We start from the raw sequence: 16,248 nt of genomic DNA, 5'->3' as shown, positions 1-16,248 counted from the left end.
TGTGGACCTGTCTTCCGGCTCAGGATAGATCCGCCGGAACGATGGTGGTAGTCGAGCCGGAGGATACTCCACCTGACTGGGAGGCTCCGGCCCGGATGGATCCGCTCCCAAACCGCCCGCGCACCTGATCCATGGCGCGCTCCGCCTCCCGCCGGGCCCGCACGGGTGCGTCCGAGGCCTCGTCGAGGGTCGGCTGCCGGATGCTCGTCGCCGCCCGGGACAGCCCCTCGGCGCGCACGCCGACGAGCCGCACGGGCAGACCACGCAGGTCGACGCCCGCGACCAGCTCGCGGGCGGCGAGGAACAGCTCCCGGCCGACGTCCGTGGGAGTCGCCAGGGTGCGGGAACGCGTGAGCGTGCGGAAGTCGCTGGTGCGGATCTTCACCGTGATCGTGCGGCTGACCAGCCCGTTCGTCCGCAACCGGACCGCGCAACGGTCCGCCAGCTCACGGGCCTTCTCCTCCACCACGGCAAGGTCCGCGACGTCGGCCGGGAAGGTCTCCTCGGCCCCGATCGACTTCTCCTCACGACCCGGGCTGACCGGCCGCGGGTCCCGTCCCCATGCCAGGTCGACCAGGTGCGCGCCCGCCACCCTGCCGACCGCGTGCTGGACCGTGGACACGTCGGTGTCGGCCAGCTCCCCGACCGTCCTGATCCCCCACCGCGCCAAGGCGGTCTCCGTCTTTTCACCCACGCCCGAGAGTGCGCCAACGGGCAGGATCCGCAGGAAGTCGATGGTCGCAGCGCGTGGGACCAGCAGGACGCCGTCCGGCTTGGCGTGACCGGACGCGAGCTTGGCGACGAGCTTGGTGGATCCGATCCCGACGGAGCACGTGATGCCGAACTGCTCCCGGACCTGCCGACGGATGAGCTGGGCGATCACCGTGGGTGGACCCAGCCGCCGGCGCGCGCCCGCCACGTCCAGGAACGCCTCGTCGACGCTCACCTGCTCGACCAGCGCCGTGATGTCGCCGAGCACCCGCATGACCCCCGCGGACACCTCGCGGTACGCGTGATGGTCGGGCGGGACGACGACCGCCTGCGGGCACTGCCGCAGGGCGGTCGCCATCGGCATCGCCGAGTGCACGCCGAACGCCCGGGCCTCGTACGTCGCCGCCAGCACGACACCACGCGTCGCCCCGCCCACGATCACGGGCAGTCCGCGCAGCTGCGGTCGACGGGCGAGCTCGACCGAGGCGAAGAAGGCGTCCATGTCGACGTGCAGGATCGAGCAGCCCGCCTCCTCCTGACCCCAGTCCCGCTTGGCCTGCGCCGACCGGGGACCGCGGCTCATGGCGATGCAGGGCCGTCGGGCCCGACGCCTGACCCGCGGTCTGTGCTCACGACGCCCGCTGGACGCGCATGCTCAGCGTGCGGCCCGCGACGGCACCCACCCCGCCGAGCACCAGGTCGCGTGCCGCGTCGACGAAGTCCTCGGCCGCGCACACCGCCTCCTCGGCCCGCGCGGGGCCGACCAGCTCGAACCGGCCGGCATCCACCGCCGACCGCAGCGCCGCGGCCTCCGCGAAGTAGGTCGACCACGAGCCCAGCTCCGGGGCGACGACGCCGAGCATGCTCCAGACCGTGCGCGGTGCGCGGCGCCCCGACGGCGTCCCGCGGGCGGCGACCACCGCCGCCCCGGCGCGCAGTGCGGCGAGGTGGGCGTGGGAGAGCTGCTCCCACGGCTCGGGGGAGAACTGCGCGGCCACGAGCTCCGCGTCGGCCCGGCCGAGCAGCTCGAGGGCACGCGCCGGCACGGGTGCTCCGGTTGTCGACTCACCAGGAGCCTGCTGCTCGAGCTGCTGCTGCATCTCGCCGTCCCTTCGCCGTGCCGTGCTGTGGACCCGTCTGCATCCATTATCGAACACCTGTTCGATGCCGTCAAGCCCGGCGGAGGCGCCGTAGCGTGGGAGCCATGGCCGCCCGCGACCGCTCCGCCCGACGCACCCCAGCCTCGCACCGACCACCCACACGCAGCGCTGCCCGCGGGCTCTGGCCGACCGGCCCGGTGCCCATCCCCACCGGCACCGTCGAGCTGGTCCGGGACCTCGACGATCCCGACGGCGTGACGGTCCTGGTCAACGGGGTGCCCAGCTCCTACCTCGACCTCGTCGACCCGACGCGCCTGGTGTTCGAGTACATGCAGCAGATGGCAGCCGTCATCGATCGGGTCGGCGATGCGGGTGGGCCTCTGGACGTCGTCCACCTCGGTGCGGCGGGCTGCGCGCTGGCACGGGCGGTCGACGCGGAGCACCCCGGGTCGCGCCAGCTGGCCGTCGAGCTCGACACCGTGCTGCCGGAGCTGGTGCGCGGCTGGTTCGACCTGCCGCGCTCCCCCGCCCTGCGGATCCGCGCAGGCGACGCCCGCGCCGAGCTGTCCACGCTGCCCGACGCGTCCGCGGACGTCGTCGTGCGGGACGTCTTCGCCGGCGACGTCACCCCCGACCACGTCCGCACGCGCGAGATGGTCGCGCAGGTGGCGCGGGTGCTGCGACCGGGCGGCCTGTACCTGGCCAATTGCGCGGACCGCCCGCCGCTGGCGGGCGCGAAGGCCGAGGGCGCCACGCTGCGCGCCACGTTCGCCGACGTCGCGGTGATCGCCGAGCCGGGGCTCCTGCGCGGCCGCGGGTACGGCAACGTCGTGCTGGCGGCCACCGACGACCCCGACCTGCTGGGCTCGGCGACCCTCGCCCGCGCCGTCCGCAGCCTGCCCGCGCCGGCGCGCCTGCTGCACGGCGACGAGGTCACCGCGTTCGTGGGGAACGCCGTGCCCCTGACGGACCCGCCGGCATGACGACAGGGCCGCACCCGGGAACGGGTACGGCCCTGTCGGACGTCAGGTCAGATCGGGCGGACGCTCTCGGCCTGCGGCCCCTTGGCGCCCTGCGTGATCTCGAACTCGACGCGCTGGCCCTCGTCGAGGCTGCGGTAGCCCGAGGAGTCGATCGCGGAGTAGTGGACGAAGACGTCGGCACCGCCGCCGTCCTGGGCGATGAACCCGAAGCCCTTCTCAGCGTTGAACCACTTGACAGCACCCTGTGCCATGTTCGTTTTCCTTCTGTCCCACCGGTGACGGCGCGGACCTTCTGCCTACGCCGTGCCGCAATGCCTCACGTCCTGCACCGGGTGGCCAGCCGAAGACGACTGGTCGGAACCGACTTCCGAGCCGCGGCCCGGATGACGATGCCTGTCGAGCAAGCCGGTCAAGCGAGTACGTCACTGCAACGTGTGCATCCTTCCATCGGCCCTGCGGGCGGCGCCATGCTTTCGCCCTGTCGGCTCACACGCTTTGACAACGATCTGGTAAAGGTCGGGCCTCAGGCGGGACCGCTGTCGTCGCCCTGCTGGGCCAGGAACCGCTCGAACTCGGCCCCCAGCTCGTCGGCGGTCGGCAGGTCCGTGGAGCCGGCCAGCAGGCTGGTGCGCCCGATGTTGCGCGTGAACGAGTCGTACTGCTCCTCGAGCGCGTGCACGACGGCGGCGACGTCCTCCGACCCGGTCACCTGCCGGTCGATCTCCGCCATGGCCTCGTCCGCGGCCGACGTGAGCGCCGCGACCTGCAGGTCGAGCCCGGTGGCGCGCTCGACGTTGGTCAGCGCCGCCTGGCTGGCCTGCGGGAACGCCGACTGCGCGAGGTAGTGCGGCACGTGCACGGCGAACCCCACGGCGTCGTGCCCCGACTGGCCCAGGCGCAGCTCGAGCAGGGCGCTGGCGCTGGCGGGGACCTGGACCGTGCCGAACCACGACGTGTGGTCGGCGACGAGCTCGGGCCGCGTCGCGTGTGCCGTGACCGACAGGGGGCGCGTGTGCGGGATGCCCATCGGGATGCCGTGCAGCCCGACGGTCAGCGGCACGTCGAAACGCTCGACGATCTGCCGGACGGCGGCCACGTACCGCTCCCACTGCACGTCGGGCTCGACGCCGTGCAGCAGCAGGAACGGGACGCCCGCAGCGTCCTGGACCAGGTCGACGACCAGCTCGGGCTCGGCGTACGACGCCCACGTCGTCTGGTCGAACGTCATGACCGGCCGTCGCGACCGGTAGTCCAGCAGCTGGTCGACGTCGAACGTCGCCAGGCGCGTCGTCGGCAGCTCGTCGACCAGGTGCTCGGCGGCCAGCTGGCCGGCGTTGCCCGCGTCCACGAACCCGCGCACGGCGTGCACGAGGACGGGACCGGCGCCGTTCACCGTCCGCGCCTCGACCTGGGCGGCGACCTCGGGGTCGACGTCGTAGATCTCGCTCGGGTTCAGCATGGGTGTGCGCTCACTTCCGTCCGGGTTACCGGGACAACGCCCACCCGCCACCAGTTCTTCCCGCGGCGGTCTCTTTCCGGTCAACGACCGGGGAGCCGGACCACCTCGACGAAGAACTCGTCGATCTGACGCACCACCTCGATGAACCGGTCGAAGTCCACGGGCTTGGTGACGTAGGCGTTCGCGTGCAGCGAGTAGCTGCGGACCACGTCCTCCTCCGCCTCCGAGGTGGTCAGCACGACGACCGGGATGGAGCGCAGGTTGGCGTCCGCCTTGAGGGCCTGCAGGACCTCGCGGCCGTCCATGCGCGGCAGGTTCAGGTCGAGCAGGACCAGGTCCGGCGTCGGGGCGTCGACGTGCTCGCCCTCCTTGCGCAGGAACTCCAGCGCGCTCACACCGTCGGAGACCACGGAGAGGCGGTTGCGGAGCTTGTTGTCCTCGAACGCCTCCCGGGTCATGAGGACGTCGCCCGGGTCGTCCTCCACGAGGAGGACGTCGATGATCTTGGTGCTGGTGGGCACGTGGGCTCTCCGTTCGGGGCTCAGTCGACTTCGGCGGGAAGGGTCCAGCGGATGCTGGTGCCCTCGCCGTCGGGCTGCTCGATCCAGATGCGACCGCCGTGGAACTCGACGATCTTCTTGCACAACGAGAGGCCGATGCCGGTGCCCTCGTAGATGTCCTTGGCGTGCAGACGCTGGAAGATGACGAACACCCGTTCCGCGTACTGCTGGTCGATTCCGATGCCGTTGTCTCGACACTCGAGCTCCCAGGATTCTGCCACGCGGCGCGCCGACAGGTGGACCGTCGGGGGCCGGGCCGGGTCGCGGAACTTGATCGCGTTGCCGACGAGGTTCTGGAAGAGCTGCACGAGCAGAGGGCGCTCGCCGCGGACGACGGGAAGCTCGTCGTGCGTCACGACGACCCCGGACTCCGCGACGGACTCGCTGAGGTTGTCCAGCGCGTCGGCGAGCACCTCGGCGAGGTCGACGTCGCTGACCTCACCGCCGACGCGGCCCACCCGGGAGAAGCCGAGCAGGTCCTGGATGAGCGCCTGCATGCGCTTGGCCCCGTCGACCGCGAAGGCGATGTACTGGTCGGCACGCTCGTCCATCTGCCCGCCGTAGCGCTTCTGCAGGAGCTGGGTGAAGCTGGCGATCTTGCGCAGCGGCTCCTGCAGGTCGTGCGACGCGACGTAGGCGAACTGCTCGAGGTCGCGGTTGGACCGTCGTAGCTCTTCGGCCTGCTCCGTGAGGAGCTCGTGGGCGAGGGCGATCTCGGCGCGCGACGCCTCGAGGACCTGGACCTGGTCGACGAGCGCGACGCGCATCCGTTCCACGTCGCCCGCGAGCGCGGCGATCTCACCGGGGCCGACGGTCGCGACGGGGTGTCGCAGCTCGCCCGACGAGACCGCCCGGGCGTCCGCCGCGAGAGCGTCGAGCGGCTCGAGGATCCAGCGGCGGAGCGTGACCCAGAGCGCGATGCCGAGGGCGACCGCCGCGAGGACGAGCAGCGCGACGGTGCACGCGGCCACGATGGTCCACAACCCGAGCTCGTCGACCGCGTCCGCGCGTCGGTCACGCAGCAGGTCGACGTAGTCCTCCGCGGTGGCCCGCGCCTCGTCGAAGAGCACGCGGCCCTGCTCGATCTCCTCCGTGGTCACCGCCCCGACGCCGTTGGTGCGGACCTCCTCCATCACCGGGACCGCGAACTCCTCGATCCAGCGGCGGGCGGCGTCCGCGGCTGCCTGTGCCGCGGAGGCGACCTCCTCGTCCTCGCCCTGGGCCGCCCGCGCCGCGAGCGTGCGGAACGACAGGTCGTCGGCGATAGACCGCTCGTAGGGCTCGAGCGTGACGGGGTCACCGGTGAGCGCGAACCCGCGCACCGCGGTCTCGGCGTCGACCAGCTGGATGAACGCGCCGTCCGCCTGGGCGATCGCCGTGAAGTACGTCTCGGTGACGGCCTCCTGGCGGTCGAACAGCCGGACCAGCACGAACACGGTGCCCAGGGAGACGACGAGGAGCGCGAGGCCGGCAGCGACGATCACGGTCCGCAGCCGTCGGCGCAGCGTCGACGAACGCCTCGCGGGCGTCGGGGAAGCGCTCACGCACGCCACCCGAGGACGACGACGGCCGCGTCGTCGACCAGGTCGCCGCCGTGCAGCGCGCGGACGTCGTGCAGCACCCGCTCGACGAGGTCGCCCTGAGCCGCGACGGCACCGTCCACGATGCGCAGCAGCCCGGTCTTGCCGACGCGGTCGGTGCCGCCGGCGATGGTCGCCTCGAGGACGCCGTCGGTGTAGAGCAGGATCCGCCACGAGGGGTCGAGCTCCAGCCGGACCGGCGACCAGCCGCCGGAGACCGGGATGCCGAGGGCGCGACCCCGCCCGTGCGTCGGCAGGAGGGTCGAGGGTGCGCCGAGGAGCAGGGGCACGGGGTGCCCGGCGAGGTAGAGGTCGACCGAGGCGCGGTCCGCGGCGACGTCCAGCATCGAGACCGTGGTGAACACCTCCGGCCGCGCACGCTCGGAGATCAGGACGCGTTCGAGCAGCCCCAGGATGTCGACCGTCGGCACCTCGGCGAGCACCAGCGTCCGCCACGCCGTGCGCAGCGTCGCACCGAGCGCCGCCTCGTCGGGACCGTGCCCGCAGACGTCGCCCACGAGCGCGAGGACGGAGCCGTCGGGCCGTTCGACGACGTCGTAGAAGTCGCCACCGAGCACGCCGTCACGGCCTGCGCGGTAGCCGACCCGCACCTCGAGCCGCTGGTCGACCACGGACGGGGTCGGCAGCAGCGCCCGCTCCAGCCGGTTGACCTCCTCGGCGCGCACCAGGCTGCGGTACAGGGCGCGGTCGGTGTCCTCGAGGCGGCGGCGCTGGATGGCGTAGCGCACCGAGCGGCCCAGCGTCTCGCCGTCGACCTCGCCCTTGACGAGGTAGTCCTGGGCGCCGGCCGCCACGGCCGCCAGCCCGATGTCGGTGCCGGCCAGACCCGTGAGCACGACGACCGCGGGTGCGCCGGCGGCCAGCAGCCGCTCGAGGGCGGCGATCCCCATCGCGTCCGGCAGGCCGAGGTCCAGCAGGACGATGTCGACGTGGAGCCGGTCGATGGCCTCGTCGAGGGTGCGGACCCACAACAGGTCGACGTGCAGCCCGGCGTCGGCCAGGTGCTCACGGACGAGTATCGCGTCGCCCTCGTCGTCCTCGACGAGCAGCAGCCTGATCGGTGCCGGGTTCGTCACCGTGCCACGACGGATGTCGCCGGGGGCGGTGCGTGCGTCGCTCAACGGGCCTCTCCTCCCGACGGTTCACCTGCCTCTTCTCGACAGGACACCCGAAGCGTAGGGGTCGCATACCGCTCCCGCGCGCCATCTCACCCGCCCGCTGACAGACCCCACCCGGTCGGCTGCGTGCGACAGGGCCGCGAAGGTCGGATAATGGACGGCCGCTCCGGGCGTCGCGTCCCTCGACGTGCGCAGGGGCGGAGGTACGCGCGGCCGGTGTCCCCGGCGGAACGGAGATCGCCCAGGTGGCAGGCATGGACAACGAGCTGGCCGTCGAGCAACGCGTCGTCGACCAGCTGTACGGCCGGCTCGACGACCTGCGCGCGCAGACGCGGGCGCGTCTGGCCGACGTCCGGCGGGAGGGCCCGTCGGGCTCCCCCCAGAACCGCAGCGAGCGGGACGCGTTCGCGACGCTGTACGAGGACCGCATCGCGCAGCTCGAGGCCGTCGAGGAGCGTCTCGTCTTCGGACGGCTCGACCTCGACGACGACAGCCGTCGGTACATCGGCCGCCTCGGCCTCACGGACACCGAGCAGACCCAGCTCCTCACCGACTGGCGCGCACCGGCCGCCCAGGCGTTCTACCGGGCCACCGCCGCGCACCCCGACGGCGTCGTGCGCCGTCGGCACGTGGTCACCCGCGGGCGGTCCGTCACGAGCGTCGAGGACGAGGTGCTCGACCTCGACCTCCTGACCGGGGACTCCGACGCACGGCTGAGCGGGCTGTCCGGTGAGGGCGCCCTGCTGGCCGGGCTGGCCGCGGGCCGGACCGGCCGGATGGGCGACATCGTCGCGACGATCCAGGGCGAGCAGGACGCGATCATCCGCTCGGAGCTGGGCGGTGCGCTCGTCGTCCAGGGCGGCCCGGGCACCGGCAAGACGGCCGTGGCCCTGCACCGGGCGGCCTTCCTGCTGTACGCCCACCGGCGCCTCCTCGAGCGCTCGGGTGTCCTGCTGGTCGGCCCGAGCCGCACGTTCCTGCGCTACATCGACCAGGTCCTGCCGTCCCTCGGCGAGACGGGCGTCGTCACGACGACCGTCGCGGAGCTCTACCCCGGGATCCAGGCGACGGCCACGGAGGACGAGGCCGTCGCCGAGCTCAAGGGCCGCGCGCTGTGGGGCAGCGTGATCGCGCGCGCTGTCCGCGACCGCGAGCGGATCCCGGCGCAGCCCGTGCACGTGCGGGTCGAGGGCCACGACCTGGTCATCCGGCCGAACGACATCGCCTCCGCGATGGCCCGCGCGCGGCGCAACCACAAGCCGCACAACCAGGCGCGGGTCTCGTTCGTGCGCGACATGCTCGGCCGCCTGGCCGAGCAGTACGTCCAGCAGCTCGGCCAGGAGGTCCCGGCCGACGAGCGCGGCGAGATCATCGAGGAGCTGCGCTCCACCCGGGAGATCCGGATCGCGCTCAACCTGGCGTGGATGCCGATCACGCCGCAGAAGCTGGTGTCCGACCTGTGGTCCAAGCCGCACCGGCTCGCGTCCGCGGCACCGCAGCTCAGCCCGCAGCAGCGCGCGATGCTCGTGCGGGAGGCCGATGCGCCCTGGACGCCCGCGGACGTCCCGATCCTCGACGAGGCCGCCGAGCTGCTCGGGGAGGACGACCAGGCCGCCCGGGCCGAGGCGCGCGCCGCCACGGAGCGACGGGCCTCCGAGCTGGCGTACGCCCGGCAGGTGCTCGAGTCCACGGGCAGCGGCGGGATGGTGTCGGCGGAGATGCTGGCGGACCGGTTCGCGACGACCGGTCCGACCCTGACGACGGCCGAGCGCGCGGCCGCCGACCGTTCGTGGACCTACGGGCACGTGGTCGTCGACGAGGCGCAGGAGCTCTCGGCGATGGCCTGGCGGTCCCTGCTGCGTCGTGTCCCGACGAGGTCGCTGACGATCGTCGGCGACGTCGCGCAGACCACCGCGACCGCGGGTGCGCGCAGCTGGGCGGCTCAGCTGGACCCGGTGCTGCGCTCGTCGTGGCGCCTCAACGAGCTGACCGTGAACTACCGGACCCCGGCGGAGGTCGCCGACACCGCCCGCAGGGTGGCCGTGGCGGCGAACCTGCCCGTGAGCCCGCTGACGTCGGCCCGGGACGTGGACGACTCGTTGGTCGTGACCAGGGTCACCGGCAGCTCGGCCTTCCTGTCCGCGATCTCGGAGCGGACGGAGAAGCTCGTCGCCGAGGTCACGGACGCCGAGGGTGCCGGGCGGATCGCGGTGATCGCCGTGAACGCTCGTCTCGACGCGATCGGAGCCGCGCTGCGCGACGCCGGGCTGCGCCCCGCTCTCGGCACGGGGTCGAGCGCGGCGGACCTCGACGCGCCGCTCGTGGTGCTCAGCCCGCGCGAGGCCAAGGGCCTGGAGTTCGACGTCGTCGTGCTCGTCGAACCGGCCGAGGTGATCGACGCGAGCGCGGGCGACCTGTACGTCGCGATGACCCGTCCGACGCGGGCGCTGCACGTCCTGCACGACCGCCCGCTGCCCCGCGGCTGGGTCTGACCGCCCGTCGCGTGCGTCTCACGCGTGTCCGAGGGCCGGACCGCTGTAGGCCCCGGGGTCCGTGGGGCGCACCATAGGGGCGTGCTGAAGGCCCTGCTGCTCGAGAACCTCCACCCCCAGGCTCGCTCGATCCTCGAGACGGCCGGCTTCGACGTGACGACCCGCACCGGGGCGCTCGACGAGACCGAGCTGATCGAGGCGCTCGACGGCGTGCACCTGCTGGGCATCCGCTCCAAGACGCACGTCACCGCGGAGGTGCTCGCGGCGTCGCCCTCCCTGGTCGCCATCGGCGCGTACTGCATCGGCACCAACCAGATCGACCTCGCCGAGGCCGCAGCGCGGGGCGTCGCGACGTTCAACGCGCCGTTCTCCAACACCCGCTCGGTGGTGGAGATCGCGATCGCGGACATCATCTCGCTGACGCGTCGCCAGACCGAGCTCGACCGGGCCATGCACGACGGCATCTGGAACAAGTCGGCGACGGGTGCGCACGAGATCCGTGGCCGCACGCTCGGCATCATCGGGTACGGCAACATCGGCACCCAGCTGTCGGTGCTGGCGGAGAACCTCGGCATGTCCGTCGTCTTCTACGACACCGCCGAGAAGCTCGCCCTGGGCAACGCCCGCCGCATGAGCACGCTCGACGAGCTGCTCGAGACGGCGGACATCGTCACGCTGCACGTCGACGGCCGCAGCGGGAACGCCGGGCTGTTCGGCGCCAAGCAGTTCGCGCGCATGCGCCCGGGGGCCGTGTTCCTCAACCTCTCGCGCGGGTTCGTCGTCGACTACGCCGCCCTGCGGGACGCGATCGTCGCCGGGCACGTGGCCGGCGCCGCGGTCGACGTGTTCCCCGTCGAGCCGAAGCGCAAGGGCGACCCGTTCGAGTCGGAGCTGCGCGGTCTGGCCAACGTCATCCTGACGCCGCACACCGGCGGGTCCACGGAGGAGGCGCAGGAGGCCATCGGCCAGTTCGTCTCCAACAAGGTCCGCGACTACCTGGCCACGGGGTCGACGACCCTGAGCGTCAACCTGCCGAACCTCGCGCTCGAGCAGCAGCCCGGTGTGCACCGCCTCGCCTACCTGCACCGCAACGTGCCCGGCGTGCTGGCCGCGGTCAACGCGACGCTCGCCGAGCACGGCGTGAACATCGAGGGCCAGCTGCTCGCGACCCGCGGCGAGCTCGGCTACGTGGTCACCGACGCCGGTGCGCGGGTCGACCCCGCCGTGATCGACGCGCTCTCGACCCGCCCGGAGTCCGTGCGGCTGCGCCTGCTGTCCTGAGGTCCTGAGCACGACGGAGGGGCCCGACCAGACGATGGTCGGGCCCCTCGGTCGTGCGGCTCAGGCGGAGCCGGACTTGCGCTGGAAGCGACGCTGCGACGGACCCGCGGTCTCCGAACCGTGCACCTGACCGGTGTTGGTCGAGCCGTCCGCGGTGCGGTGCTGGTTCGACTTCTTGCGCTCGAGCGCCTCGCGGAACTTCGCCTTCGTGTCGTCGCTCACCGCCGCCTCCGTGGTCGCCTTGTCGTCGTCCTGGGCCATGGGCGTCTCCTTCGATGCTGTGTGTCGGCGGACGTCTGCGCCCGCGACCTGCCCAGCCTGACCGACTCACGCGTGCGGCGCCACCTCTTCTCACGCCAGGTAGCGTCGGGCAGGTGCTCCCGGCCACCCCGCTCCCCCATCGGCGCGCCGGCGGGGTGTCCTGGCCCGTCGTCTCCCTGGGCCTCTGGCAGAACTTCGGCGCGACGACACCGTTCGCGGACCAGCGCACGCTCGTCCTGCACGCCGTCGAGCGCGGGGTCGTGCACCTCGACCTCGCCAACAACTACGGTCCGCCGCCGTTCGCCGCCGAGGAGTCGGTCGGCCGCCTGCTCGCCCGCGACCTGCGCGGGCACCGCGAGGAGCTGCTCATCACCACCAAGGCCGGCTACCGCGCGTGGCCGGGGCCGTACGGGGAGCACGGGTCGGCCAAGTACCTGCGCGCCTCTCTGGACGAGTCGCTGCGCCGCCTGGGCGTCGACTGCGTCGACGTGTTCTACAGCCACCGGTTCGACCCGGCCACCCCGCTCGAGGAGACGCTCCGTGCGCTCGACCGGGCCGTCCGCTCGGGCAAGGCGCGGCACACCGGCATCTCGTCGTACTCGGCCGACCGCACGGTCGAGGCGCTCGCCGTCGCCCGGTCGCTCGGGCTGCGCCTCGCCGTCCACCAGCCGGCCTACTCGATGCTCAACCGGTGGGTCGAGCAGCCCGGTGCCGACGGCCGGTCGCTGCTCGACGTCGCCGGCGACGCGGCGATGGCCGTCGTGGCGTTCTCCCCGCTCGCCCAGGGCATGCTCAGCACGCGCTACCTGCACGGCGTGCCGGCCGACTCCCGAGCGGCTCGCGGAGGACCTTTGCGGCCCGAGTGGCTTACCGACGAGGCCCTCGACCACGTGCGCGCGCTCGACGCGATCGCCCGGGCCGGCGGTCGGACGCTGCCTCAGCTGGCGCTCGCCTGGGTGCTCCGGGACCCGCGCGTGACGTCCGTGCTCGTCGGGGCGCGCACCACGGCGCAGCTCGACGAGAACCTGGCCGCAGTCGCCCTCCCGCCTCTGACGGACGACGAGCTCGCCGAGATCGAGCCGCACGCCGTCGACGCCGGCATCAACCTGTGGGGCGTGCGGTCGAGCGACCGCTGACTCAGCTCTCGACGGGCAGGTGCGTCGACCACCACCGCAGCACGTGCTCGAACCGGACCGCGCGGTGCTTCGGGTTGCCCGACCGGGTGAGCTCGTGGCCCTCCCCGGGGAACAGCAGCAGCTCCGCGTGGACCCCTCGCCGCTTCAGCTCGACGAACCAGCGTTGACCCTGCTCGACCGGGCACCGCCAGTCCTGCTCCGAGTGGATGACCAGCGTGGGCGTCCGGACCCGGCCGACGTGCGCCATCGGCGACTGTGCGGCCAGCGCGGCGGCACCGGCCTCGTCGCCGGTGTCCCCGAGGTACTCCAGGCCGAAGAACCAGCCGATGTCGCTGGACCCGACGAAGCTGATCGGGTCCAGGAACCCGCGCTCGACGACCGCCGCGACGAACCGGTCCGTGCGCGTGGTCAGCCACGCGGTGAGGTAGCCGCCGTACGAGCCGCCCATGACACCGACCCGCTCGCCGTCCAGCGCGGGGTCCTCCAGGGCCGCGCCGAGCAGAGCGAGCACGTCGTCGGTGTCGACGGTCCCGAAGCCCTGGCGGATCGCGAGCCCGTGCGCACGCCCGTACCCGGAGGACCCGCGGGGGTTGCCCAGGACGACCGCGTACCCGGCCTCGGCCAGCACCTGCACCTCGTCGAAGAGCCCGTGCGTGTACTGCGCGAACGGACCGCCGTGGATCATCAGGATCGTCGGGTGCGGTCCGGCGCCGTACCGCTCCTCGTCGGGCGTCACCGCCCAGCCGTGGACCTCGTAGCCGTCCGGCGCGGTGGCGACGAGCTCGACCGGGACACGGGTCCGCCCGGTGGCACGCAGCGCGGCGCCCAGGTCCGTACGCGCCTCGACCGTCCCCGCAGCGACATCGACCAGGAGGACCTCGCCCGCGGACGTGGGCGTCGCCGCCGTGGCGACGACGCGCCCCGACGACCCGGCGACAGCGGCGCCGGACACGACGTGGGTGCCGCCGACGAGCGTCGTGGCCGTGCCGTCGGCCGCCACCCGGACCAGGTGCGCGGCGCCGCGCCGCTCGACGACCACCAACGGGTCGCCGTCGAGCTCCGCGACGACCGCGGTGACCTGGTCCTGCTCCGGGTCCGTGAGCCGTACGGGCACCGCGCCGGTGCCGTCGAGCGCCAGCCGGTAGAGGCCTGACTGGGTCGCAACGAAGTCACGTCCCGACGGCCCGAGGTCGCCCGCGAGGAGCCAGAGGGTGCTCCCGTCGGCGGACGGGAGGACGGCGTCGACGCCGAGGGTGCTCCCGGCGTCCGCGTCGGTGAGCGGCACGGGGGCCCCGGGCGCGCCGCTCGGCGAGGCGTCGACACGCACCGCGTCGGAGCGCAGGTCCGACTCCCGCGACCCGTGCCGTGCCGAGACGCCGACCAGTGCGTCCCCCGACGGCAGCCAGCGCACCCCGCTCACGCCGACGTCGCCGGCCGTCAGTGCCACCGGCTCGGAGAGCTCCGCCGGGCGCTCGCCGTCGACCGGGACGTCGACGACGAAGACGTGCTGGGGGCGGTCGCGGAAGAAGCCCACGCCGTCCGACCGATACTTCAGCTCGGTGATGTGCCGCGGGTCCTCGTTGCCGGGCTTGCCGTCAGCGGCATACCTGCCCTCCTCGGGGACGCGGGCCACGTACGCGATGCGCGTACCGTCCGGGGAGAACCGCGGCTCCGACGCGCCCAGCGGTGCGTCCGTGAGGCGGATCGGCTCGCCGCCGGTCGCCTCGACGACGTGCACCTGCGGCTTGCCCTCCGGCTCGGCCCGCAGGAATGCGACCCACCGGCCGTCCGGGCTCACCTCCGGCGACGTGTCGCGGTGCCCTCGCGTCAGTGCGCGTGGGGCGTTAGCACCCTCGAGGTCGACCGACCAGAGGTGACCGACGTACTCGTCGGCGGTCAGGTCGGGGCGGACGACCGACACGACGGCTAGGGTGCCGTCCGCCAGGACGGCCGGGCCACCGGGGACATGGAGGAGCTGCAGATCAGAAGGAATCACCCGAGAAACCTACGTGGTGCCGCTGACACCTGCAGTCGTCGGACGACGGTGCCGCTCAGGTGGAGCGGACGTCCTCGTCGGTCGACGTGCTCTCGCCGTCGGGCTCGGTTCCCAGCGTCGAATCCTGCTCGGAGTCACGCTCCGCGCGGAGCACCGTGATCGCCGCCTCGAAGTCCTCGAGGGAGTCGAACGCCTGGTAGACGCTGGCGAACCGCAGGTAGGCGACCTCGTCCAGCTCGCGCAGCGGGCCGAGGATCGCGAGACCGATCTCGTACGCGTCGATCTCCGCCGAGCCTGCGCTGCGGAGCGTCTCCTCGACCTTCTGGGCGAGCAGCGCGAGGTCGTCCTCGCTCACCGGTCGACCCTGGCAGGCCTTGCGCACGCCGCCGGCGATCTTCTCCCGGCTGAACGGCTCGGTGGCGCCGGAGCGCTTGACGACCGACAGGCTCGCGGTCTCCACGGTGGTGAAGCGGCGGTTGCAGTGCGGGCACTGCCGGCGTCGCCGGATGGTGGACCCGTCGTCCGAGGTCCGCGAGTCGACGACCCGGGAGTCCGGGTGGCGGCAGAACGGACAGTGCACGGTGGCCCCCTTCTCGTGCTGGCGAGTCGACGCCGCGACATCTGGCCAGACGTCTGTCGGCGGCGATCGCGTCGTGAACGCCTCCGTGACGCTAGGCCACGGGCTGCGGTGTCGCAAGGCGCCTGGCCGGGCGCTACGGACCGGTCGAGCGCGGCGTCCGGCGGTGGCGTCGGCACCGCCGTCGCGGGCCCCGACGCACGAGAGCGGCCACCCGAAGATGGCCGCTCTCGCGGGGACGCCCCCGTCCCAGGTCACGGACCGACTCGCCTCGGTGCCGCGCTGCACTGCGGTGAGCTCACGAGCTCACACTCCTGAGTCTCACACCTCCGGCAAGCCCCCCAGCTCGCCTTGTGAGGTAAGGCTAACCTAGCCGCCGGGCGATCGGATGGCAACCGCGGCGTCCCTCGATCGAGGCTCAGCTCGCGGGGACGACGATCACCTGACCGGCCATGAGGCCGGCCTCGGGGAGCTCGTTCAGACGGACGAGGTCGACCACCACGTCACGGACGTCCTGCGACGGCGCGGCCACCGACTCGGCGATCTGCCACAGGGTCTCCCCCGGCTGCACGACGTGCCGGACGACCTCCTGGGCGGCGACGGGACCGTCCGCGGACGCCTGGCTCGCGATCAGGGTCACGAGCGCGACAGCGACGGCGGCGAGGATCCACAGCACGGCACGACCGCGCGCGGTGAGCCGCAGGTGTGCGGCGGAGGGAGCCGAGGGACGTGCAGCTGGCGTGGCGGAACCCGACGCCGGGTTCACGCGGAACGACGCCCGCTCGGACACTGCCGGCCCCATGACCATCGCGCTCATGACGTCCCTCGTTCCTGCTCGGCCCGGCTTCCCGGGGTACCGCTCCATCACCTTCATCGCCCTCGAACGTCTGTTCGTCGAACGTCTGTACGATGTCTACCAGCATCCGGTGACACTGTCGAGACACGATCGAACAGATGTTTGATCTTCAGCCTC

General features: G+C 72.9%; 16 protein-coding genes. 5 read left to right on the top strand and 11 right to left on the bottom strand.

The window, feature by feature from the left end:
- Nucleotides 1-19: 19 nt before the first annotated feature.
- Both dinB and J2X26_RS13645 read right to left on the bottom strand, forming a co-directional pair.
- Complete coding sequence (gene dinB / locus J2X26_RS13650) at nucleotides 20-1,294, bottom strand: DNA polymerase IV (RefSeq protein ID WP_307493040.1); 1,275 nt, start codon at nucleotides 1,292-1,294, stop codon at nucleotides 20-22.
- Nucleotides 1,295-1,340: 46 nt separating this feature from the next.
- Nucleotides 1,341-1,811, bottom strand: a complete 471-nt coding sequence (locus tag J2X26_RS13645) for an SAV_6107 family HEPN domain-containing protein (protein ID WP_307493039.1) — start codon at nucleotides 1,809-1,811, stop codon at nucleotides 1,341-1,343.
- 104 nt (nucleotides 1,812-1,915) lie between these two features.
- Here J2X26_RS13645 and J2X26_RS13640 point away from each other — a divergent pair, with 104 nt between their 5' ends.
- Nucleotides 1,916-2,794: a spermidine synthase gene (locus J2X26_RS13640; protein ID WP_307493038.1), complete on the top strand. Its 879-nt coding sequence runs from the start codon at nucleotides 1,916-1,918 to the stop codon at nucleotides 2,792-2,794.
- Between the two features lie 47 nt (nucleotides 2,795-2,841).
- On the opposite strand, the gene J2X26_RS13635 is transcribed toward J2X26_RS13640, so the two are convergent.
- From J2X26_RS13635 to J2X26_RS13615, 5 genes are all read right to left on the bottom strand, one after another.
- Nucleotides 2,842-3,045, bottom strand: a complete 204-nt coding sequence (locus tag J2X26_RS13635; RefSeq protein ID WP_055921997.1) for a cold-shock protein — start codon at nucleotides 3,043-3,045, stop codon at nucleotides 2,842-2,844.
- 272 nt (nucleotides 3,046-3,317) lie between these two features.
- Nucleotides 3,318-4,253, bottom strand: coding sequence for a PAC2 family protein (locus J2X26_RS13630; RefSeq protein ID WP_307493036.1), 936 nt, complete (start codon nucleotides 4,251-4,253; stop codon nucleotides 3,318-3,320).
- An 80-nt stretch (nucleotides 4,254-4,333) separates the two neighbouring features.
- Nucleotides 4,334-4,774 (bottom strand): response regulator, encoded by a 441-nt coding sequence (locus J2X26_RS13625; protein WP_307493034.1) that lies wholly within the window; start codon nucleotides 4,772-4,774, stop codon nucleotides 4,334-4,336.
- Nucleotides 4,775-4,794: 20 nt separating this feature from the next.
- Nucleotides 4,795-6,357 (bottom strand): sensor histidine kinase, encoded by a 1,563-nt coding sequence (locus J2X26_RS13620; RefSeq protein WP_307493032.1) that lies wholly within the window; start codon nucleotides 6,355-6,357, stop codon nucleotides 4,795-4,797.
- Complete coding sequence (locus tag J2X26_RS13615; protein ID WP_307493031.1) at nucleotides 6,354-7,535, bottom strand: PP2C family protein-serine/threonine phosphatase; 1,182 nt, start codon at nucleotides 7,533-7,535, stop codon at nucleotides 6,354-6,356. The genes J2X26_RS13620 and J2X26_RS13615 overlap by 4 nt, the downstream gene beginning before the upstream one ends.
- Nucleotides 7,536-7,786: 251 nt before the next feature.
- Between J2X26_RS13615 and J2X26_RS13610 the strand changes: the two genes are divergently transcribed.
- Nucleotides 7,787-10,024: a HelD family protein gene (locus J2X26_RS13610; protein ID WP_307493029.1), complete on the top strand. Its 2,238-nt coding sequence runs from the start codon at nucleotides 7,787-7,789 to the stop codon at nucleotides 10,022-10,024.
- An 81-nt stretch (nucleotides 10,025-10,105) separates the two neighbouring features.
- On the top strand, nucleotides 10,106-11,305 hold the full coding sequence (gene serA / locus J2X26_RS13605) for a phosphoglycerate dehydrogenase (RefSeq protein ID WP_307493028.1): 1,200 nt from the start codon (nucleotides 10,106-10,108) through the stop codon (nucleotides 11,303-11,305).
- 60 nt (nucleotides 11,306-11,365) lie between these two features.
- Here the strand turns inward: serA and J2X26_RS13600 are convergent, their stop codons facing one another.
- Nucleotides 11,366-11,566, bottom strand: a complete 201-nt coding sequence (locus tag J2X26_RS13600; protein WP_055922009.1) for a DUF5302 domain-containing protein — start codon at nucleotides 11,564-11,566, stop codon at nucleotides 11,366-11,368.
- Nucleotides 11,567-11,679: 113 nt separating this feature from the next.
- Between J2X26_RS13600 and J2X26_RS13595 the strand changes: the two genes are divergently transcribed.
- Nucleotides 11,680-12,702 carry an aldo/keto reductase gene (locus J2X26_RS13595; protein WP_307493025.1) on the top strand — a complete coding sequence of 341 codons (1,023 nt, stop codon included), beginning with the start codon at nucleotides 11,680-11,682 and terminating at the stop codon, nucleotides 12,700-12,702.
- Nucleotide 12,703: 1 nt separating this feature from the next.
- Here J2X26_RS13595 and J2X26_RS13590 read toward each other — a convergent pair whose 3' ends face one another.
- The 3 genes from J2X26_RS13590 to J2X26_RS13580 form a co-directional block, all read right to left on the bottom strand.
- A complete protein-coding gene (locus J2X26_RS13590; protein WP_307493023.1) occupies nucleotides 12,704-14,623 on the bottom strand; it encodes a S9 family peptidase in 1,920 nt (639 codons plus the stop codon).
- Nucleotides 14,624-14,753: 130 nt separating this feature from the next.
- Nucleotides 14,754-15,278 (bottom strand): transcriptional regulator NrdR, encoded by a 525-nt coding sequence (gene nrdR / locus J2X26_RS13585; protein ID WP_307493021.1) that lies wholly within the window; start codon nucleotides 15,276-15,278, stop codon nucleotides 14,754-14,756.
- 415 nt (nucleotides 15,279-15,693) lie between these two features.
- Nucleotides 15,694-16,092 carry a LysM peptidoglycan-binding domain-containing protein gene (locus J2X26_RS13580; protein ID WP_307493020.1) on the bottom strand — a complete coding sequence of 133 codons (399 nt, stop codon included), beginning with the start codon at nucleotides 16,090-16,092 and terminating at the stop codon, nucleotides 15,694-15,696.
- On the opposite strand from J2X26_RS13580, the gene J2X26_RS13575 reads away from it, so the two are divergent.
- Nucleotides 16,076-16,237 (top strand): hypothetical protein, encoded by a 162-nt coding sequence (locus J2X26_RS13575; protein WP_307493018.1) that lies wholly within the window; start codon nucleotides 16,076-16,078, stop codon nucleotides 16,235-16,237. The genes J2X26_RS13580 and J2X26_RS13575 overlap by 17 nt on opposite strands.
- The last annotated feature ends 11 nt before the right edge of the window (nucleotides 16,238-16,248 follow it).

This window comes from Cellulomonas humilata (genome assembly GCF_030814415.1).
Classification (GTDB): domain Bacteria; phylum Actinomycetota; class Actinomycetes; order Actinomycetales; family Cellulomonadaceae; genus Cellulomonas; species Cellulomonas humilata_A.
Note: the sequence above shows the minus strand (reverse complement) of the source record. Positions and strands in the feature narration are given on the sequence as shown.